Consider the following 20145-nt stretch of genomic DNA (forward strand, 5'->3'; position numbering starts at 1 on the left):
CCTCAAGCCTGAATTATCATAGACTGCCTAAGAGAGCAGTTGCAGATTGGCCTGCTGTTCCACGCCTGTCAGAGGACTCTGTTGTGCAAAAAAAATTGGATTCGTTGCTTTCGGCGGCTGGAATTTCGCTTCCCGATCAACAAAAACAGCAATTGCTGGGCTATGTCGCTATGCTCGACAAGTGGAACAAGGCTTACAACCTCACTTCCGTTCGCGATCCGCAGCAAATGCTGGTGCGTCATATCATGGACAGCATCGTGGTGAATGCCCATCTGACAGGTTCACGCTTTATCGACGTTGGCACCGGCCCTGGTTTGCCTGGCATTCCGTTGGCAATAGTGCGGCCAGATGCCCATTTCACCCTGTTAGACAGCCTGGGCAAGCGCGTACGCTTCCTGCGGCAGGTTCAGCATGAGCTGGGGTTGAACAATATCGAGCCGGTACAGAGCCGCGTAGAAGAGTTTGTGGCAGAACCGCCGTTTGATGGTGTGATCAGCCGTGCTTTTGCTTCACTGCAAGACATGTTGGCCTGGTGTCACCATCTGCCAGCCAAAGGGCAGGGGCGTTTTTATGCGCTGAAAGGGGTTTGCCCGCAAGACGAGTTGGCTCAGTTGCCAGAAGGGATTGCTTTGGAGTCGGTGGTGCGTTTGCAAGTGCCGGAGCTGGAGGGCGAGCGCCATTTGATCGTCCTGAAAGCTCACTAAAGCCAAATCAGAATTGTTTAGCATCAAATAATCAGCGATTGGTGTAGGGTACAGAAGGTAAATAGCAAGCAGGCTAATCAGATAGGCCTCCCGTAGTTTGTTTACCTTTAATTAACATTGTTATGCTAAAAACGCATCATTGCAGTGGGTGATAGTCACGTTAGCAACAATGTGTGAAAGATTCCGATTTGCTGTCAGTGTTAATTGAGTGTTGCTTTATTATTCCTGTGAATGTCAATAAAAGGTTTTTATGGGGTATAAGGATTGTTTTTGAACGGTTACGTTGTAATGATTTGATTTATAATATTTTTTGATCGCCCAAAAAGCTAAAGACCTAGCTCGTGAACCTGGGCTATAACTCATTAATAGTCAGTATTGTGATCGGTTGCACGTTTCTTACCGCAACTGTGGAATAGTCAGACAAATAAATACGAGCGATTATTCCGGCCATTTTCTTGTGAAAATAGCCCGAAAAGGGGAAATTTAAATAATTGTTCACCTTTTCGCTACTTATCGATTGAATTCGTTGGAGTGGCCCGTATAATTTGCACGTTTTTTGCTGCTTGACTCAGAACCGCAAAGGCAGTTTTATACGTCGGCATACCCCCTCAGGGGTACGGAGAGAACAAACGTCATGTCTGTGTCCCTGTACAGCGGAAAAGTTGCACGCAAGTTGCTGTTGCTGCAGTTAATGACTTTTGTTTTGATCAGCGCTGCTTTCGGCCTGAAAAGTCTGGAGTGGAGCGGTTCGGCACTGGCAGGTGGCCTGGCTGCCTGGTTACCCAATGCCATGTTTATGCTGTTTGCCTTGCGTCATCAGGCACAGACGCCGGCACCCGGACGGGTTGCCTGGTCGTTCGCCATTGGTGAAGGGCTAAAGGTCGTGATCACCATCGTTTTGCTGATCGTGGCGCTTGGGGTGTTCAAAGCGGCGTTTGTACCGCTTGGCCTGACCTATTTAGCGGTGTTGATTGTGCAGATAGTGGCACCAGCCGTGATTAACAGTTACCGAACTTAACTAAATAAGGGTAAGAGGCATCATGTCTGCAGGAGAAGTCTTGACTCCACAGGAGTATATCGGTCACCACCTGACGCAGCTTCAGGTCGGGACGGGGTTCTGGTCGATTAACGTCGACTCGATGTTTTTCTCCATTGTCCTCGGGGTGGTCTTTCTGGCGGTTTTCCGCAAGGTAGCCAAAAACGCCACCAGCGGCGTGCCCGGAAAGTTGCAAACCGCCGTTGAGCTGATCGTTGGCTTTGTCGATAACAGCGTTAAAGATATGTACCACGGCAAGAGCAAGGTGATTGCTCCGCTGGCGCTGACGGTATTCGTCTGGGTGTTCCTGATGAACCTGATGGACCTTATCCCGGTCGACTTCCTGCCGTTTATCGCTGAGAATTATCTCGGTCTGCCAGCACTGCGTGCGGTGCCTACCGCCGACGTGAATATCACGCTGTCGATGGCGTTGGCCGTATTTGTCCTGATCCTGTTCTATAGCATTAAAATGAAAGGCATTGGTGGGTTCGTCAAAGAGTTAACCATGCAGCCGTTCAACCACCCGGTATTTATTCCCATTAACCTGATCCTTGAAGGTGTCAGCCTGCTGTCCAAACCTGTTTCACTGGGTCTGCGACTGTTCGGCAACATGTATGCGGGTGAGTTGATCTTCATCCTGATTGCTGGTCTGTTGCCGTGGTGGTCACAGTGGATGCTGAGTTTGCCTTGGGCAATCTTCCACATCCTGATCATTACGCTTCAAGCCTTTATTTTCATGGTTCTGACGATCGTCTATCTGTCGATGGCGTCTGAAGAGCACTGATTTTCTTAAAACACTTGCACTATTAAACTGAAACAAACTGGAGACTGTCATGGAAAACCTGAATATGGATCTGCTGTACATGGCTGCCGCTATTATGATGGGGTTAGCGGCAATCGGTGCTGCGATCGGTATCGGCATCCTGGGTGGTAAATTCTTGGAAGGCGCTGCACGTCAACCTGATCTGATCCCGCTGTTGCGTACACAGTTCTTTATCGTTATGGGCCTGGTTGACGCCATCCCGATGATCGCTGTTGGTCTGGGTCTTTACGTGATGTTTGCTGTCGCGTAAGTAGGGGTAACCCTCTACAAACAACCATTAATTAACTTTTAAAGAGGCATTGTGCTGTGAATATTAACGCAACAATCCTCGGCCAGGCTATCGCGTTCATCCTGTTTGTCTGGTTCTGCATGAAGTATGTATGGCCGCCGATTATGGCAGCCATCGAGAAGCGTCAGAAAGAAATTGCTGATGGCCTCGCTTCTGCAGAACGTGGCAAAAAAGATTTGGACTTAGCGCAGGCCACTGCGACCGACCAGCTGAAAACTGCCAAAGCGGAAGCCCAGGCGATTATTGAGCAAGCAAACAAACGCAAAGCTCAGATCGTGGACGAAGCGAAAGCAGAAGCCGAGCAGGAGCGTAACAAAATCGTCGCGCAGGCTCAGGCTGAGATCGAAGCCGAACGTAAGCGCGCTCGTGAAGAGTTGCGTAAGCAAGTCGCGATGCTGGCAATTGCCGGTGCCGAGAAGATCATCGAACGTTCCGTGGATGAAGCTGCTAACAGCGACATCGTTGATAAACTGGTCGCTGAACTGTAAGGAGGGAGGGGCTGATGTCTGAATTTATCACCGTAGCTCGCCCCTACGCCAAAGCAGCTTTTGACTTTGCCGTTGAGAACCAAAGCGTAGAACGCTGGCAGCAAATGCTGGCGTTTACTGCTGTTGTCACGCGTAATGAACAGATGGCGGAACTGCTTTCCGGTGCGGTAGCACCTGAAACCTTGTCCAACACGTTTATTGCGGTTTGTGGCGATGAGCTCGACGAACATGGCCAGAACTTTATCCGTGTAATGGCCGAAAATGGGCGTTTACTGGTCCTTCCTGCGGTGCTGCAACAGTTCATTGAACTGCGCGCCGCGCTGGAATCCACCGTCGAAGTCGAGGTGCTCTCATCGAGCGCACTGAACGACACACAGCAAGCCAAGATTGTCGCTGCGATGGAAAAACGTCTGTCACGCAAAGTTAAGCTGAATTGCAAAATTGACAAGTCTGTACTGGCCGGTGTCATTATCCGTGCCGGTGATCTGGTGATCGATGGCAGCGTACGTGGCCGTCTCGAGCGCCTGGCAGACGTCTTGCAGTCTTAAGGGGACTGGAGCATGCAACTGAATTCCACCGAAATCAGCGAACTGATCAAGCAGCGCATTGCTCAGTTCAATGTAGTGAGCGAAGCTCACAATGAAGGTACCATCGTTTCCGTCAGCGACGGGATCATCCGCGTACACGGTTTGGCCGAGGTTATGCAGGGCGAAATGATCGCACTGCCAGGCAACCGTTACGCAATTGCATTGAACCTGGAGCGTGACTCTGTAGGTGCCGTGGTAATGGGTCCGTATTCGGATCTGGCCGAAGGCATGAAGGTAAAATGTACCGGCCGTATTCTGGAAGTTCCGGTTGGCCGTGGCCTGCTGGGCCGCGTAGTCAACACCCTGGGCGCACCTATCGATGGTAAAGGCCCGGTTGACAACGACGGTTTCTCTCCGGTTGAAACTATCGCACCTGGCGTTATCGAACGTCAGTCTGTTGATCAGCCTGTACAGACCGGCTACAAATCGGTCGACGCCATGATCCCAATCGGTCGTGGCCAGCGTGAGCTGGTGATCGGCGACCGTCAAACCGGTAAAACCGCCCTGGCGATCGATGCGATCATCAACCAGCGCGATTCCGGTATCAAATGCGTTTACGTGGCTATCGGCCAGAAAGCGTCCACCATCGCTAACGTGGTGCGCAAGCTGGAAGAGCACGGCGCACTGGCCAACACCATCGTGGTTGTGGCTACCGCGTCAGAATCCGCTGCACTGCAATACCTGGCGCCATATGCCGGTTGCGCAATGGGTGAATACTTCCGTGACCGTGGTGAAGATGCGCTGATCGTATACGATGACCTGTCCAAACAGGCCGTTGCTTACCGTCAGATCTCCCTGCTGCTTCGCCGTCCACCAGGTCGTGAAGCTTACCCAGGCGACGTATTCTACCTCCACTCCCGTTTGCTGGAGCGTGCTGCGCGTGTTAACGCCGAATACGTTGAAGCCTTCACCAAAGGTGAAGTCAAAGGCAAAACCGGTTCACTGACCGCTCTGCCGATCATTGAAACCCAGGCGGGTGACGTTTCCGCGTTCGTTCCGACCAACGTAATCTCGATTACCGATGGTCAGATCTTCCTGGAATCAAACCTGTTTAACTCCGGTATTCGTCCGGCGGTTAACCCGGGTATTTCCGTATCCCGTGTGGGTGGTGCAGCACAGACCAAGATCATGAAAAAACTGTCCGGTGGTATTCGTACCGCTCTGGCACAGTATCGTGAACTGGCTGCGTTCTCTCAGTTCGCTTCCGATCTGGACGATGCAACGCGTAAACAGCTGAGCCACGGTCAGAAAGTGACCGAGCTGCTGAAACAGAAACAGTATGCGCCGATGTCCGTCGCACAACAGTCTCTGGTGCTGTTTGCCGCCGAGCGTGGCTACCTGAACGACGTAGAAGTGGCGAAAGTCGTCAGCTTCGAAGCCGCTCTGGTTGCTTTTGCGGACCGCGAGCATGCCGAACTGCTGAACCACATCAACCAAACTGGTGCTTATAACGATGAGATCGAAGGCAAGCTGAAAGGCATCCTCGATACCTTCAAGGCAACCCAGTCCTGGTAACGCATAGTGGCCTGCCGTTGTAAGACGGCAGGCCACTGGCAATGAGGAGAAGCAGAGATGGCCGGCGCAAAAGAGATACGTAGTAAGATCGCCAGCGTGCAAAACACGCAGAAGATCACTAAAGCGATGGAAATGGTCGCCGCCTCCAAAATGCGTAAATCGCAGGAACGCATGGCGGCCAGCCGTCCTTATGCAGAGACCATGCGCGAGGTGATTGGTCACCTGGCTTTAGGGAATCTGGAATATAAGCACCCGTACCTGGATGAGCGTGACGTTAAGCGCGTCGGGTATCTGGTGGTGTCTACTGACCGTGGTCTCTGCGGCGGCTTGAACATCAACCTGTTCAAGAAGCTGTTGGCAGAGATGAAACGCTGGTCTGAAAAAGGCGTTGAAGCTGATTTAGCGCTGATTGGCTCAAAAGCGGCCTCTTTCTTTGGTTCCGTGGGCGGCAACGTGGTTGCCCAGGTGACCGGCATGGGGGATAACCCTTCCCTGTCGGATCTGATCGGTCCAGTGAAAGTGATGTTGCAAGCCTACGACGAAGGTCGTTTAGACAAGCTGTACGTTGTCAGCAACAAATTTGTTAATACGATGTCCCAGGAACCGCAGTTACTGCAACTTCTGCCATTGCCACCTTCTGATGACAGTGAACTGAAGAAAAAATCTTGGGATTACCTGTATGAGCCCGATCCAAAAGTGCTGCTTGATACCTTGCTGCGCCGTTATGTGGAATCGCAAGTTTATCAGGGCGTCGTGGAAAACCTGGCCAGCGAGCAGGCCGCACGAATGGTCGCGATGAAAGCCGCAACCGATAACGGCGGTAGCCTGATCAAAGAGCTGCAGTTGGTATACAACAAGGCGCGTCAGGCCAGCATCACTCAGGAACTCACCGAGATCGTTTCGGGAGCCTCCGCGGTTTAAGCTAGGTTTACGAATTACGTAGAGGATTCAAGATGGCTACTGGAAAGATTATCCAGGTAATCGGCGCCGTGGTGGACGTCGAGTTCCCTCAGGATGCCGTACCGAAAGTGTACAACGCTCTTGAGGTTGCAAACGGCACCGAGAAATTGGTGCTGGAAGTTCAGCAACAGCTGGGTGGCGGCGTGGTTCGCTGTATCGCAATGGGGACCTCAGACGGTCTGCGTCGTGGTCTGGCCGTAACCGACCTGCAGCACCCAATTGAAGTACCGGTAGGTAAAGCTACCCTGGGCCGTATCATGAACGTATTGGGTGAACCAATCGACATGAAGGGCGACATCGGCGAAGAAGAACGTTGGGCTATTCACCGCCCGGCGCCAAGCTACGAAGAGCTGTCCAGTTCCCAGGATCTGCTGGAAACCGGTATCAAGGTAATGGACCTGATCTGCCCGTTCGCCAAGGGTGGTAAAGTCGGTCTGTTCGGCGGTGCTGGTGTAGGTAAAACCGTAAACATGATGGAGCTGATCCGTAACATCGCGATCGAGCACTCCGGTTATTCTGTGTTTGCGGGCGTGGGTGAACGTACTCGTGAGGGTAACGACTTCTACCACGAAATGACCGACTCCAACGTACTGGACAAAGTTTCCCTGGTTTACGGCCAGATGAACGAGCCACCAGGTAACCGTCTGCGCGTTGCGCTGACCGGCCTGACCATGGCTGAGAAGTTCCGTGACGAAGGTCGTGACGTACTGCTGTTCGTCGATAACATCTACCGTTATACCCTGGCCGGTACCGAAGTGTCCGCACTTCTGGGCCGTATGCCATCGGCGGTAGGTTATCAGCCAACGCTGGCGGAAGAGATGGGTGTTCTGCAAGAACGTATCACCTCTACCAAGACTGGTTCAATCACCTCTGTGCAGGCCGTTTACGTTCCTGCGGATGACTTGACTGACCCATCACCAGCCACCACCTTTGCTCACTTGGATGCAACCGTGGTACTGAGCCGTAACATCGCTTCTCTGGGTATCTACCCGGCCGTTGACCCGCTGGATTCCACCAGCCGTCAGCTGGATCCGCTGGTAGTTGGCCAGGAGCACTACGACGTAGCGCGTGGCGTGCAGTCTATTCTGCAACGCTACCAGGAACTGAAAGATATCATCGCCATCCTGGGTATGGACGAGCTGTCAGAAGATGACAAGCTGGTTGTATCCCGTGCGCGTAAAATCCAACGTTTCCTGTCTCAGCCGTTCTTCGTGGCAGAAGTCTTTACCGGTTCTCCGGGCAAGTTCGTATCGCTGAAAGACACCATCCGTGGTTTCAAAGGCATTATGGACGGCGACTATGACCACCTGCCGGAGCAGGCGTTCTACATGGTTGGCACCATTGAAGAAGCAGTGGAAAAAGCCAAGAAACTGTAACGCCTTGAGAGGAGGGTGATATGGCTATGACTTACCATCTGGATGTCGTCAGCGCGGAAAAACAGATGTTTTCCGGCCTGGTGCAGAAGATCCAGGTGACAGGCAGCGAAGGCGAACTGGGGATCTTCCCTGGCCATGCGCCGCTGCTGACTGCCATCAAGCCTGGCATGGTGCGTATTGTTAAACAGCACGGTGAAGAAGAGTTCATCTACCTGTCCGGCGGTATCCTTGAGGTACAGCCGAGCGTGGTAACCGTGTTGGCGGACACTGCCATCCGTGGAACGGACCTCGACGAAGCGAGAGCGCTGGAAGCTAAGCGTAAAGCTGAAGAGCACATCCGTAGCTCTCATGGCGATGTCGACTATGCTCAGGCATCTGCTGAACTGGCGAAAGCGATCGCGAAACTGCGCGTTATCGAGCTCACCAGAAAAGCGATGTAAACTCCCGCGTTGCCTGCAGCGTGTGGAAATAAGAAAGCGGCCCCTGTGGGTCGCTTTTTTTTTGTTTTAAAATAAGCGTTTCAACCGGCCAGGCATTGTGCTGTATTAGCGCTGACGGCGCCGTGAAGCGTCGCCGATCGCCGACAGTTTTTTTTCGGTTGAATAAGAATACTCCGGATAATGGCAGGCCTAGAGCCACAGGGGTTGCGCCGGATTCGTGTAGAGAAATATGTAGTAATTCCGCCATCAAACGGTTTTACTTTCGTCCATCAAAATGGAGTTATCAGGTTGCTTATGTCTAACAGCGCAATGAGCGTGGTTATCCTCGCCGCGGGCAAGGGAACACGCATGTATTCCGACCTTCCCAAGGTGTTACATCCGCTGGCGGGTAAGCCAATGGTGCAGCACGTCATTGATGCGGCCATGAAGCTGGGTGCCAAAAACGTCCATCTGGTTTACGGCCACGGCGGCGAACTGCTGAAAAGCACCCTGCGTAATGATGCACTAAACTGGGTGTTGCAGGCCGAGCAGTTGGGAACCGGCCATGCAATGCAGCAGGCGGCCCCGCATTTTGCCGATGATGAAGACGTGCTGATGCTGTATGGCGATGTGCCCTTGATCGCCGTCGAAACGCTGACGCGTCTGCTGGCAGCCAAACCTCAGGGTGGCATTGGCCTGCTGACGGTGAAGCTGCAAGACCCGAGCGGTTATGGCCGCATCGTACGTGAAAACGGCACCGTGGTGGGCATTGTCGAACATAAAGATGCCAACGATGAGCAGCGCCAGATTAATGAGATCAACACCGGCATTCTGGTGGCCAATGGCCGCGATCTAAAGCGCTGGCTGGGCAAGTTGAATAATAATAACGCGCAGGGTGAATTCTATATCACCGACATCATTGCCTTGGCGCATGCCGAGGGTAACAAGATTGAGGCGGTACACCCGGCGCGCCTGAGCGAAGTTGAAGGCGTGAATAACCGCCTGCAACTGTCGCAGCTTGAACGCGTGTATCAGGCCGAGCAGGCAGAGAAGCTGCTGCTGGCTGGTGTGATGCTGCTGGATCCGGCACGCTTCGATCTGCGTGGCGTGCTGGATCATGGCCGTGATATCTCCATTGATGCCAACGTGATTATCGAAGGTATGGTCAAGCTGGGTAACCGCGTGAAGATCGGTGCTGGCTGCGTACTGAGAGACTGCGTGATTGGCGATGACTGCGAGATCAGCCCTTACAGCGTGCTGGAAAATGCGCAGCTGGAAGCGGCCTGTACCGTTGGCCCATTTGCCCGTCTGCGCCCTGGTGCCGAACTGGCAGAAGGTGCCCACGTTGGTAATTTCGTGGAAATCAAAAAGGCCCGCCTGGGCAAAGGCTCCAAAGCCGGCCACCTGAGCTATCTGGGCGATGCCGAAATTGGCGACGATGTGAATATCGGTGCCGGTACCATTACCTGTAACTACGACGGTGCCAACAAGCACAAAACCATTATCGGCGACGGCGTGTTTGTCGGTTCGGACACTCAGTTGGTGGCTCCGGTCACCGTAGGCAAAGGGGTGACGATCGCTGCCGGTACCACGGTGACCCGTGATATTGCGGATAATGAGCTGGTGTTGAGCCGGGTCAAGCAGGTGCACATTCAAGGCTGGCAGCGTCCAACCAAGAAAAAGTAATATTTTTACCTCCCTCTCCTTTGGGAGAGGGGTGGTGATAGGGTTTTGCTCTGTACTTTCGCTAAAGAGTACAGAGAAAAACATAATAATCCCCATTCTCTACAGGCTCGGGGAAGCACGGTAAAACCGGCAAAAATCAGGTCGAGACATCGAAAGCGCCCGCAAGGCGTTTAATTAGGAATACAACAGATGTGTGGAATTGTAGGTGCAGTAGCGCAACGTGATATCGCTGAGATCCTGCTGGAAGGTTTACGCCGCCTGGAATATCGGGGCTATGACTCAGCGGGTCTGGCCGTGGTGGATAGCGAGGGGAACGTCAGCCGTCTACGTCGTGTCGGTAAAGTACAAAAACTGGCTGAAGCGGCAGAGCAACAGGATCTGCATGGTGGTACCGGGATTGCCCATACCCGTTGGGCGACGCATGGTGAACCTTCAGAAGCGAACGCGCATCCTCATGTTTCAGATTACATCGCGGTGGTGCATAACGGCATCATCGAAAACTACGAACCGCTGCGCGAACAACTGATTGAGCGTGGCTATCACTTCAGTTCTGAAACTGATACCGAGGTGATTGCTCACCTGGTGCATTGGGAACAGAAGCAGGGCGGTACGCTGCTGGAAGTGGTTCAGCGTGTGATCCCGCAGTTGCGTGGCGCTTATGGCACCGTGGTGATGGATAGCCGTGATCCGAGCGTATTGGTGGCTGCCCGTTCAGGTAGCCCGCTGGTGATTGGCCGTGGCGTAGGCGAAAACTTCATTGCCTCCGACCAACTGGCCCTGCTGCCGGTAACCCGCCGCTTTATCTTCCTGGAAGAAGGCGACGTGGTAGAAGTGACCCGCCGCACCGTCAGCATTTTTGACAAGCAGGGTAATGCGATTGAGCGCCCGGAGATCGAATCTCAGGTGCAATACGACGCCGGTGACAAAGGCGCGTACCGTCATTACATGCAAAAAGAGATTTTTGAGCAGCCAATGGCGCTGAAAAACACCCTTGAGGGGCGTTTCAGCCATGGCAAGATCGACCTGAGTGAGCTTGGCCCGCACGCCGACGAGCTGCTGTCAAAAGTGCAGCACGTGCAGATCATCGCCTGTGGGACTTCCTACCACTCCGGGATGGTGGCGCGTTACTGGTTCGAGGCGTTGGCCGGTGTGCCTTGTGACGTCGAGATCGCCTCTGAATTCCGTTATCGCAAGTCAGCGGTACGCCCAGGCAGCCTGATCATCACCCTGTCTCAATCCGGTGAGACAGCCGATACGCTGGCAGCGCTGCGCCTGTCCAAAGAGCTGGGCTATTTGGGTTCTCTGGCGGTGTGCAACGTGGCGGGTTCTTCGCTGGTGCGTGAATCCGATCTGGCGCTGATGACCAAGGCCGGTACCGAAATTGGTGTTGCTTCAACCAAAGCCTTTACCACCCAGCTTGCTGTATTGCTGATGCTGGTGGCGCGTTTGGGCCGCCTGAAAGGGATGGCGGAAAGCGTAGAGCATGACATTGTGCACGGTCTGCAAGCGCTGCCTGCGCGTATCGAGCAGATGCTGTCACTGGATAAGAGCATCGAAGCGCTGGCGGAAGGTTTCTCTGATAAACATCATGCTCTGTTCCTTGGCCGCGGCGATCAATACCCGATCGCGATGGAAGGGGCGCTGAAGCTCAAAGAGATTTCCTATATCCACGCAGAGGCATACGCCGCCGGTGAGCTTAAGCACGGCCCGCTGGCGTTGATCGATGCCGACATGCCGGTGATCGTGGTTGCGCCTAACAACGAGCTGTTGGAGAAGCTTAAATCCAATATCGAAGAGGTACGTGCTCGTGGTGGCCAGCTGTATGTGTTCGCCGATCAGGATGCCGGCTTCGTCAGCAGCGAAGGGATGACCATCATCCCACTGCCGCACGTGGAAGAAATCGTTGCACCGATCTTCTACACCGTGCCGTTGCAGCTTTTGTCCTATTACGTCGCCCTGATCAAAGGTACCGATGTGGATCAGCCACGTAACCTGGCGAAGTCGGTTACCGTGGAATAATCATTAACCTTCCTGCTATGAATACCGTGTTGGGTGACTCAACACGGTATTTTTTTCGCCCCAGTTTTACCATTAACGCTATGATTGGCGGGTGATGCTACAGGGAAGGGTATACGTAGATAATGAATATTTTGATTACTGGAGCACGGGCTCCGGTCGCAATAGAGTGGGCACGTATTGCGTTGCGCAGCGGGCACCGCGTCTGGTTGGCGGACAGCCTTAAATGGCCGCTGGGCCGCTTTTTACAAGGGATTGAAGGTTATCTACGGCTTCCCTCCCCGCGCCAGGACCTTGCCGGTTATCAACAGCAGCTGCAAGGTTATCTCGATCAACATGACATTGGGCTGCTTATCCCCACCTGTGAAGAGATCTTCTACCTCTCTCAGGCGTTTGCTGCGTATATCGGGCCTACCGAGTGGCTGATGCCTGAACGGCGGTTGCTATTTGAACTGCATCATAAGTACCAAAGCCTGAGCCTGTTAACGGGATTGGGTGAGGTGCGGACTCCCGCGACCCGATTACTGAACTCTTGCTCGCAAATTGCCGACAATCCCCAGACCATTTTGAAACCGGTTTATTCACGCTTTGGTCGCCAAGTGATCCGTACGCCAAAACCGGGTGTATTGAACGATCGGCAGCTCAACGAGCATATCCCCTGGGTGCAGCAGCAGAAATTAAACGGCGTGGCATTGTGCAACTATGCCGTTTTTGAGCACGGCAGGCTGATCGTGCATCAGGCTTATCAACCCAAATATTGCTTCAATCAGGCTGCAGGCAGCTACTTTGTTCCCCATCAGGATCGGCGGCTGGACGACTTTGTGCTCCAGTTTGGGGAAAAAACCGGCTTTCATGGCCAGGTGGCGTTCGATTTTATCGAACAGGACGGGGTGATTTTTGTTATTGAGTGTAATCCCAGGGCCACCAGCGGCCTACATTTGCTGGGGGCTCAAATGTCCATCGCTGCCGATGGGCAATTGCAATACCAGCCAGCGCCGCCCAAGGCAGGACATGTGGGCGTGATCATACTGTTATTCTTTGCCTGGCAGGCTTGGCGCGATAAGCAGTTGGTGACGCTATGGCGGGACTTTCGCCAAGCGCCTAATCTGCTCAACGATCACCGTTGGCCGATAAGTGCCGGAGCCCAGTGGTGTGCATTGTTGGAAATGGGATACCGCAGCTTGCGTTATCGGCGGCCTCTCACCGATGCCAGCACCTTCGACATCGAGTGGGATGGCTAGCATGGAACAGGTTAATCATTGGCAGCGCCTGCAAGTGACCCTGTTGCAACAGCCAGGCATGATTGCCAATCTTCAGACGTCGATGACCGAGTATCAACAGGATGGCTTCTGGATACCGGCGACGGTCAATGATTACGTGCCCGGTAATTGCTATGTGGTTTCCCCGCTGGCGCTGATCGTCGATTACGCGCGGGATGAAATTATCAAAATCGATAACAGCGCGTTGCGGGCGCTGTGCAATGGGCTGACGCTGTTGCTGAAGTGGCCCTTATTGCTGGCACACGTCGATCGGCTCCAGGTGCTGAATAATCAGTGCCTTTCCACCAATATGACCAGCAGCCACTGGCAATCCCTGGATACCGACACGTTGCGGCAACAGGCATTGCAGCGCTATCCCCGGCATACTTTGATGATCCGTTCGCTCAATGGGCAGCAGACCCCCGAGTTGTTGGCGCGGCTTTCCCGGCAAGGTTGGCTGCCTATCGTCAGCCGTCAGGTTTATTGCCTGGACGATCCTTTACGCTGGTGGGGAAAAATCAATGCGCGCCGGGATGACAAACTGCTGCATCAGATGGGATGGGAGTTCAAACGGTTGTCTGTCGATGATCCCGAGCAGATGCAGTGTGCCGAACGCCTTTATAACCAGCTCTACTTGGATAAATACAGCCGCCAGAATGTGCAGTTCACCGCCGGTTATTTATCTCAGGCCTCGCAGCTTGGTGTGTTGCAACTGTACGGCTTGTTCCACCAGCAGCAAATGGTGGGGGTGTTGGGAATGGTTCAGTTGGAACAGACGGTAACGGTGCCGATCGTCGGCTATCGGACGGAATTACCCGCATCATTGGCGCTATATCGTCGTCTGATCGCCTTTGCGTTACGCTACACCATGGATCGTAAGCTGTTTCTCAATTTGAGTTCTGGCGCGCCAGATTTTAAGCGGGTTCGCGGTTGCCAACCGGTGATTGAATACAGCATGGTTTATGTCCGGCACCTGAACGTTTATCAGCGTAGCATTTGGACGGTAATTTCCTGGCTTTCCCGCAAGGTCTATCAGCCGTTATTGGAACGCTATCAGTTATGAATATTACTAAGATATCGCCCTGCAACTTGGGGATAGTGCGCCAACGATTGGCAATATGACAAGCGTGTAAAAAAGAGCGAAAACTGCTCATATTCAGAGAGGTAGTGCAGCAACAGGCAGGTTTTTGCAGATTGGTTTTCGGCTAAGAATGACGTCATCTCACTGATTTTAATCAAATAAATATCAATCACTCTCCACTGTAATATAACTGTCATATTTCGTACATTTTACTGTCACCAAACTGTCCTATTTTCCCTCCTGCAGCAATACTTACTCTGATGAAAACGACTCAACGTCGATTTTTGAAATATCCCATTAGGAGGGATTATGAAACTGATGCGTACCACCGTCGCCAGTATTGTGGCAGCGACTTTCTCTTTGGCCTCTGTGTCCGCCTTCGCTGCTGCTAGCCTGACCGGTGCAGGTGCGACATTCCCCGCTCCGGTGTATGCCAAGTGGGCAGATTCTTATCAGAAAGAAACCGGCAACAAGGTTAACTATCAGGGGATCGGTTCCTCTGGTGGTGTGAAGCAAATCATCGCCAACACCGTTGACTTTGGTGCTTCTGATGCCCCGCTGTCCGATGAAAAACTGGCTGCGGACGGCCTGTTCCAGTTCCCTACCGTGATCGGTGGCGTGGTACTGGCGGTGAATATTCCGGGCATCAAATCCGGTGAGCTGACTCTGGATGGTCAAACCCTGGGTGATATCTACCTGGGCAACATCAAAAAATGGAATGACCCGGCGATCGTTAAGCTGAACCCGGGCGTCAAGCTGCCGGATCAGGCTATCGCCGTGGTGCGTCGTGCTGATGGTTCCGGGACTTCTTTCGTCTTCACCAGCTATCTGGCCAAGGCTAACGCGCAGTGGAAAGAGAAAATTGGTGCAGGCTCAACCGTAAACTGGCCAACCGGCCTGGGTGGCAAGGGCAATGACGGCATCGCCGCGTTCGTTCAGCGTCTGCCTGGCTCTATCGGCTATGTTGAATACGCTTACGCCAAGCAGAACAACCTGGCCTACACTAAATTAGTGTCTGCCGATGGCAAAGCGGTTAGCCCAACCGAAGAGAGCTTCAGCGCCGCAGCCAAAGGCGCGGATTGGAGCAAAACCTTCGCGCAGGACCTGACCAACCAGAAAGGCGACAACGTCTGGCCAATCACCTCCACCACCTTCATCCTGGTGCACAAAGAGCAGAAGAAGCCTGAGCAGGGCGCAGAAGTGCTGAAGTTCTTTGACTGGGCCTACAAGACCGGTGCCAAACAGGCCAGCGAACTGGATTACGCCGCCTTGCCTGCCGAAGTGGTTGAGCAAATCCGTGCTGCCTGGAAGACCAACATCAAAGACAGCTCCGGTAAGGCCTTGTTCTAACAACGTAGGGGGTGCGGAAAACCGCGCCTCAACCTGACTGTCGGGGCCTGGCGTGCCAGGCCCTCCAAGCTTTAAACAGAAGAGTAATCTATGGCTGAGTACAAGCCGACCATGAAAGCACCGGGTAAAAACGGTGACATCATCTTCAGCGCGCTGGTCAGACTGGCGGCGCTGATTACCCTATTGTTGCTGGGCGGCATCATCGTTTCGCTGATTATCGCCTCCTGGCCCAGTATGCAGAAATTCGGTTTTGCCTTCCTGTGGACCAAAGAGTGGGATGCGCCAGCCGAGCAGTTTGGTGCGCTGGTGCCGATCTACGGCACGGTCGTCACCTCGGTGATTGCGCTGATTATCGCCGTTCCGGTCAGTTTTGGTATTGCCCTGTTCCTGACCGAGTTGGCCCCTAACTGGCTCAAGCGCCCATTGGGGATCGCAATAGAACTGTTAGCGGCGATCCCGAGCATCGTTTACGGCATGTGGGGCCTGTTCGTGTTTGCCCCGCTGTTCGCCAAATATTTCCAGACCCCGGTGGGGGAAGTGTTGTCCGGTATCCCGATCGTTGGCGAGCTGTTCTCCGGCCCGGCATTTGGTATCGGTATTCTGGCTGCCGGGGTGATCCTGGCCATTATGATTATTCCTTACATTGCGGCGGTAATGCGCGATGTGTTCGAACAAACGCCGGTGATGATGAAAGAGTCAGCCTATGGCATCGGCTGCACCACCTGGGAAGTGATCTGGCGCATTGTGCTGCCGTTCACCAAAAACGGCGTGATCGGTGGCGTGATGCTTGGCCTGGGGCGCGCCCTGGGGGAAACCATGGCGGTGACCTTTATTATCGGTAACACCTACCAGCTCGACAGTTTCTCGCTGTATATGCCGGGCAACAGCATCACCTCGGCACTGGCCAACGAATTCGCCGAAGCGGAATCCGGGCTACATACCTCTGCATTGATGCAGCTTGGGCTGATCCTGTTTGTGATCACCTTTATCGTCCTGGCGCTGTCGAAGTTGATGGTGATGCGCCTGGCCAAGCGTGAGGGTCGCTAACATGGCAACGATGGATATGCAAAACCCGGCAGCACTGGCGGAAAGCCGCCGTAAAATGCAGGCCTGGCGTCGGCAGAAAAACCGTCTGGCGCTGTTCCTGTCGATGGCGACTATGGCTTTTGGCCTGTTCTGGCTGGTGTGGATCCTGTTCTCGACCATCACCAAGGGCATCGACGGCATGTCGCTGGCGTTGTTTACCGAAATGACGCCGCCGCCGAATACGGCGGGTGGTGGTCTGGCTAACGCTATCGCCGGTAGTGGCTTGCTGATCCTGTGGGCAACCATCTTCGGTACTCCGCTGGGCATCATGGCGGGGATTTATCTGGCGGAATACGGCCGTAAATCCTGGCTGGCGGAAGTGATCCGCTTTATCAACGATATTCTGTTATCCGCACCGTCGATCGTCGTGGGCCTGTTCGTTTACACCGTGGTGGTGGCGAAGATGGAACACTTCTCCGGTTGGGCCGGGATTATTGCGCTGGCTCTGTTACAGATCCCGATCGTGATCCGCACCACCGAGAACATGCTCAAGCTGGTACCAGACACGCTGCGTGAAGCGGCCTATGCGTTGGGCACACCGAAATGGCGCATGATTTCCGCCATTACGCTGAAGGCATCTGTTTCCGGCATTATCACCGGCGTGCTGCTGGCGATTGCGCGTATAGCAGGGGAAACCGCCCCGTTGCTGTTTACCTCGCTGTCGAATCAGTTCTGGAGCACCGACCTGATGCAGCCGATCGCCAACCTGCCGGTCACCATTTTCAAGTTTGCCATGAGCCCGTTTGCCGAATGGCAACAGCTGGCCTGGGCCGGGGTGCTGTTGATCACCCTGTGCGTACTGTTACTGAATATCCTGGCGCGTGTGATTTTCGCCAAGAAAAAGCATTCATAAAAATTTAGGTGCCGCTCAGGCGACACCGTGAAAAGAGAGAAGTCTTGATGAGTATGGTTGACTCCACTTCCAGCAGCAAAATTCAGGTACGCGATCTGAACTTTTACTACGGCAAATTCCATGCGCTGAAAAACATCACGCTGGATATCGCTAAGAACAAGGTGACCGCGTTTATCGGCCCGTCCGGCTGTGGCAAATCGACGCTGCTGCGGACCTTCAACAAGATGTACCAGCTCTACCCCGAGCAGCGTGCCGAAGGCGATATCCTGCTGGACGGGCAAAACATCCTGACGGATAACCAGGACATCGCGCTGCTGCGTGCCAAGGTGGGCATGGTGTTCCAAAAGCCAACGCCGTTCCCGATGTCGATTTACGACAACATCGCCTTTGGCGTGCGCCTGTTCGAGAAGCTGTCCCGTGCGGATATGGACGAGCGTGTCCAATGGGCGTTGACCAAGGCAGCACTGTGGAACGAGACCAAGGACAAGCTGCACCAAAGCGGTTACAGCCTGTCCGGTGGCCAGCAGCAACGTCTGTGCATTGCGCGTGGCATTGCCATTCGCCCGGAAGTGCTGTTGCTGGATGAGCCTTGCTCAGCGCTGGATCCGATTTCTACCGGCAAGATTGAAGAGCTGATCAGCGAGCTGAAGTCTGACTACACCGTGGTGATCGTGACCCACAATATGCAGCAGGCGGCGCGTTGTTCCGACTCCACCGCATTTATGTATCTGGGTGAGTTGATCGAGTTCAGCGATACTGACACTCTGTTTACCGCGCCACAGAAAAAGCAGACCGAAGACTACATTACTGGCCGCTATGGTTGATTAGGATGCATCATGGATAACCTGAATTTAAACAAACACATTTCCGGCCAGTTCAACGCTGAACTCGAGCACATCCGCACCCAGGTGCTGACCATGGGCGGGCTGGTGGAGCAACAGCTGACCGACGCCATTACCGCGATGCATAACCAGGACGGTGAACTGGCCAAGCGGGTGATTGAGGGCGATGCCAAGGTCAATATGATGGAAGTGGCGATCGATGAAGCCTGCGTGCGCATCATTGCCAAACGCCAGCCGACCGCCAGCGACCTGCGCCTGGTGATGGCGATCATCAAGACCATTTCCGAGCTGGAACGCATTGGCGACGTAGCGGATAAGATCTGTCGCACCGCACTGGAGAAATTCTCGCACCAGCATCAGCCGTTGCTGGTCAGCCTGGAGTCATTGGGCCGCCACACCGTGCAGATGCTGCACGACGTGCTGGATGCCTTTGCGCGTATGGATCTGGATGAAGCGATCCGGATTTACCGCGAAGACAAGAAGGTCGATCAGGAATATGAAGGTATCGTGCGTCAGCTGATGACCTATATGATGGAAGATACGCGCACCATTCCGAGCGTGCTGACGGCGCTGTTCTGTGCCCGCTCTATCGAGCGTATCGGCGATCGCTGCCAGAATATTTGCGAATTCATCTTCTACTTCGTCAAAGGCCAGGACTTCCGCCATATCGGTGGCGATGCGCTGGACAAACTGTTGTCAGACGGTAAAGACGAGAAAAAAGCGTAATTCAACCAGTGATTTACTCCAGAAGGCGCTGAAGACGGCGCCTTTATGCCATTTAAAAACCGCAAAGTTAAAAAGGTTATAACTATAGCGTTTAATATTATTTCCTGACCTAAGTGAGGCTTGCTAGCTTATCAGCCAGCGGGACATCAATCACTTGGGAGCCTTTCATGAAACAGCGCGTCTTAGCCTTATCTCTGTTAGCCAGCCTGACCAGCCTTGCCACCGGTGTGGCACATGCCGATAAACTCGATGATATTCAAAAAGCCGGCGTGGTGCGTATTGCGGTATTCGATAGCAACCCACCGTTTGGTTATGTCGATCCGCAGAGCAAAAAGCTGGTGGGTTATGACGTGGACGTGGCCGAAGCCATCGGTAAGGCGCTGGGCGTCAAGGTTGAACTGCGCGCCACCAACCCGGCTAACCGCATTCCTTTGCTGGTGTCCAAAAAGGTTGATCTGATCGCGGCCAATTTCACCATCACCGACGAGCGTGCCAAAGAGGTGAATTTCAGCGTGCCGTATTTTGCTACCGGCCAGAAATTCATTGCTCATAAGGGCGTGCTGAAAACCCCGGAAGACATCAAAAAACTGCGCATCGGCGCGGATAAAGGCACCGTGCAGGAAATTACCCTGCGTGAGCACTACCCAACGGCCAAGGTGATCTCTTACGACGATACCCCACTGGCGTTTGTTGCCCTACGTAACGGCAACGTGCAGGCCATCACCCAGGATGATGCCAAGCTGGTTGGCCTGCTGGGCAACCTGCCCGCCGCGCAAAAAGCCGACTTTGAAATCTCTCCGTTCAGCATCACCAAAGAATATCAGGGCGTTGGTATCCCGAAAGGCGAAGATCGCCTCACGGCTACCGTTAACGATACCTTGATCAAACTGGAAAAAGACGGCGATGCGGTGAAGATTTACGATCGCTGGTTCGGCCCGGAAACCAAAACCGCCCAACCGCGTGGCGATTTCAAGATCGGCCCATTGGATCAGCAACCTAAAGCCTAATCTCCCTTTTCCCTCTCCCCCTGATTTTGTACCGTGGCGGAG

Annotated in this window: 20 protein-coding genes; all 20 read left to right on the forward strand. The window is 53.7% G+C overall.

All coding sequences use genetic code 11. The features are described from left to right. Window positions 1-83 precede the first annotated feature (83 nt). The 20 genes from rsmG to AC6HVW_RS24500 all read left to right on the forward strand — a co-directional run bounded on the left by rsmG (window position 84) and on the right by AC6HVW_RS24500 (window position 20103). Window positions 84-704: a 16S rRNA (guanine(527)-N(7))-methyltransferase RsmG gene (gene rsmG, locus AC6HVW_RS24405; protein ID WP_071682660.1), complete on the forward strand. Its 621-nt coding sequence runs from the start codon at window positions 84-86 to the stop codon at window positions 702-704. A gap of 634 nt (window positions 705-1338) precedes the next feature. Beyond that, entirely contained in the window at window positions 1339-1722 is a 384-nt protein-coding gene (gene atpI, locus AC6HVW_RS24410; RefSeq protein WP_024484684.1) for a F0F1 ATP synthase subunit I, read from the forward strand. Window positions 1723-1744: 22 nt separating this feature from the next. Next, a complete protein-coding gene (atpB, locus tag AC6HVW_RS24415) occupies window positions 1745-2524 on the forward strand; it encodes a F0F1 ATP synthase subunit A (protein WP_065683402.1) in 780 nt (259 codons plus the stop codon). A gap of 49 nt (window positions 2525-2573) precedes the next feature. After that, window positions 2574-2813 carry a F0F1 ATP synthase subunit C gene (gene atpE, locus AC6HVW_RS24420; RefSeq protein WP_004393045.1) on the forward strand — a complete coding sequence of 80 codons (240 nt, stop codon included), beginning with the start codon at window positions 2574-2576 and terminating at the stop codon, window positions 2811-2813. A 56-nt stretch (window positions 2814-2869) separates the two neighbouring features. Then, a complete protein-coding gene (atpF, locus tag AC6HVW_RS24425) occupies window positions 2870-3340 on the forward strand; it encodes a F0F1 ATP synthase subunit B (RefSeq protein WP_024484686.1) in 471 nt (156 codons plus the stop codon). A gap of 14 nt (window positions 3341-3354) precedes the next feature. Next, window positions 3355-3888, forward strand: coding sequence for a F0F1 ATP synthase subunit delta (gene atpH / locus AC6HVW_RS24430; protein WP_024484687.1), 534 nt, complete (start codon window positions 3355-3357; stop codon window positions 3886-3888). A 12-nt stretch (window positions 3889-3900) separates the two neighbouring features. After that, entirely contained in the window at window positions 3901-5442 is a 1542-nt protein-coding gene (atpA, locus tag AC6HVW_RS24435; RefSeq protein ID WP_071682661.1) for a F0F1 ATP synthase subunit alpha, read from the forward strand. 57 nt (window positions 5443-5499) lie between these two features. Further along, window positions 5500-6363, forward strand: a complete 864-nt coding sequence (atpG, locus tag AC6HVW_RS24440; RefSeq protein ID WP_059199283.1) for a F0F1 ATP synthase subunit gamma — start codon at window positions 5500-5502, stop codon at window positions 6361-6363. A 32-nt stretch (window positions 6364-6395) separates the two neighbouring features. Continuing rightward, on the forward strand, window positions 6396-7778 hold the full coding sequence (atpD, locus tag AC6HVW_RS24445; RefSeq protein WP_024484688.1) for a F0F1 ATP synthase subunit beta: 1383 nt from the start codon (window positions 6396-6398) through the stop codon (window positions 7776-7778). 20 nt (window positions 7779-7798) lie between these two features. Continuing rightward, the gene (locus tag AC6HVW_RS24450; protein WP_004933814.1) at window positions 7799-8218 is read left to right on the forward strand and encodes a F0F1 ATP synthase subunit epsilon; all 420 of its coding nucleotides are present in this window, start codon (window positions 7799-7801) and stop codon (window positions 8216-8218) included. A 294-nt stretch (window positions 8219-8512) separates the two neighbouring features. Beyond that, the gene (gene glmU / locus AC6HVW_RS24455; protein WP_071682662.1) at window positions 8513-9883 is read left to right on the forward strand and encodes a bifunctional UDP-N-acetylglucosamine diphosphorylase/glucosamine-1-phosphate N-acetyltransferase GlmU; all 1371 of its coding nucleotides are present in this window, start codon (window positions 8513-8515) and stop codon (window positions 9881-9883) included. A gap of 189 nt (window positions 9884-10072) precedes the next feature. Further along, window positions 10073-11902 (forward strand): glutamine--fructose-6-phosphate transaminase (isomerizing), encoded by a 1830-nt coding sequence (gene glmS, locus AC6HVW_RS24460; RefSeq protein ID WP_021181423.1) that lies wholly within the window; start codon window positions 10073-10075, stop codon window positions 11900-11902. Window positions 11903-12024: 122 nt separating this feature from the next. After that, a complete protein-coding gene (locus tag AC6HVW_RS24465; RefSeq protein ID WP_071682663.1) occupies window positions 12025-13140 on the forward strand; it encodes an ATP-grasp domain-containing protein in 1116 nt (371 codons plus the stop codon). A gap of 1 nt (window position 13141) precedes the next feature. Next, window positions 13142-14221 (forward strand): GNAT family N-acetyltransferase, encoded by a 1080-nt coding sequence (locus AC6HVW_RS24470; RefSeq protein ID WP_071682664.1) that lies wholly within the window; start codon window positions 13142-13144, stop codon window positions 14219-14221. A gap of 327 nt (window positions 14222-14548) precedes the next feature. Continuing rightward, on the forward strand, window positions 14549-15589 hold the full coding sequence (pstS, locus tag AC6HVW_RS24475) for a phosphate ABC transporter substrate-binding protein PstS (RefSeq protein ID WP_021181417.1): 1041 nt from the start codon (window positions 14549-14551) through the stop codon (window positions 15587-15589). 90 nt (window positions 15590-15679) lie between these two features. Continuing rightward, a complete protein-coding gene (gene pstC, locus AC6HVW_RS24480; protein ID WP_021181416.1) occupies window positions 15680-16636 on the forward strand; it encodes a phosphate ABC transporter permease PstC in 957 nt (318 codons plus the stop codon). 1 nt (window position 16637) lies between these two features. Then, entirely contained in the window at window positions 16638-17528 is an 891-nt protein-coding gene (gene pstA / locus AC6HVW_RS24485; protein ID WP_071682665.1) for a phosphate ABC transporter permease PstA, read from the forward strand. Window positions 17529-17581: 53 nt separating this feature from the next. Continuing rightward, entirely contained in the window at window positions 17582-18352 is a 771-nt protein-coding gene (gene pstB / locus AC6HVW_RS24490; RefSeq protein WP_370454353.1) for a phosphate ABC transporter ATP-binding protein PstB, read from the forward strand. Window positions 18353-18364: 12 nt separating this feature from the next. Next, window positions 18365-19096, forward strand: a complete 732-nt coding sequence (gene phoU / locus AC6HVW_RS24495; RefSeq protein WP_024484696.1) for a phosphate signaling complex protein PhoU — start codon at window positions 18365-18367, stop codon at window positions 19094-19096. 167 nt (window positions 19097-19263) lie between these two features. Continuing rightward, window positions 19264-20103 (forward strand): ABC transporter substrate-binding protein, encoded by an 840-nt coding sequence (locus AC6HVW_RS24500; RefSeq protein ID WP_024484697.1) that lies wholly within the window; start codon window positions 19264-19266, stop codon window positions 20101-20103. Window positions 20104-20145 lie beyond the last annotated feature (42 nt).

Source organism: Serratia sp. NCCP-200 (assembly GCF_059697885.1).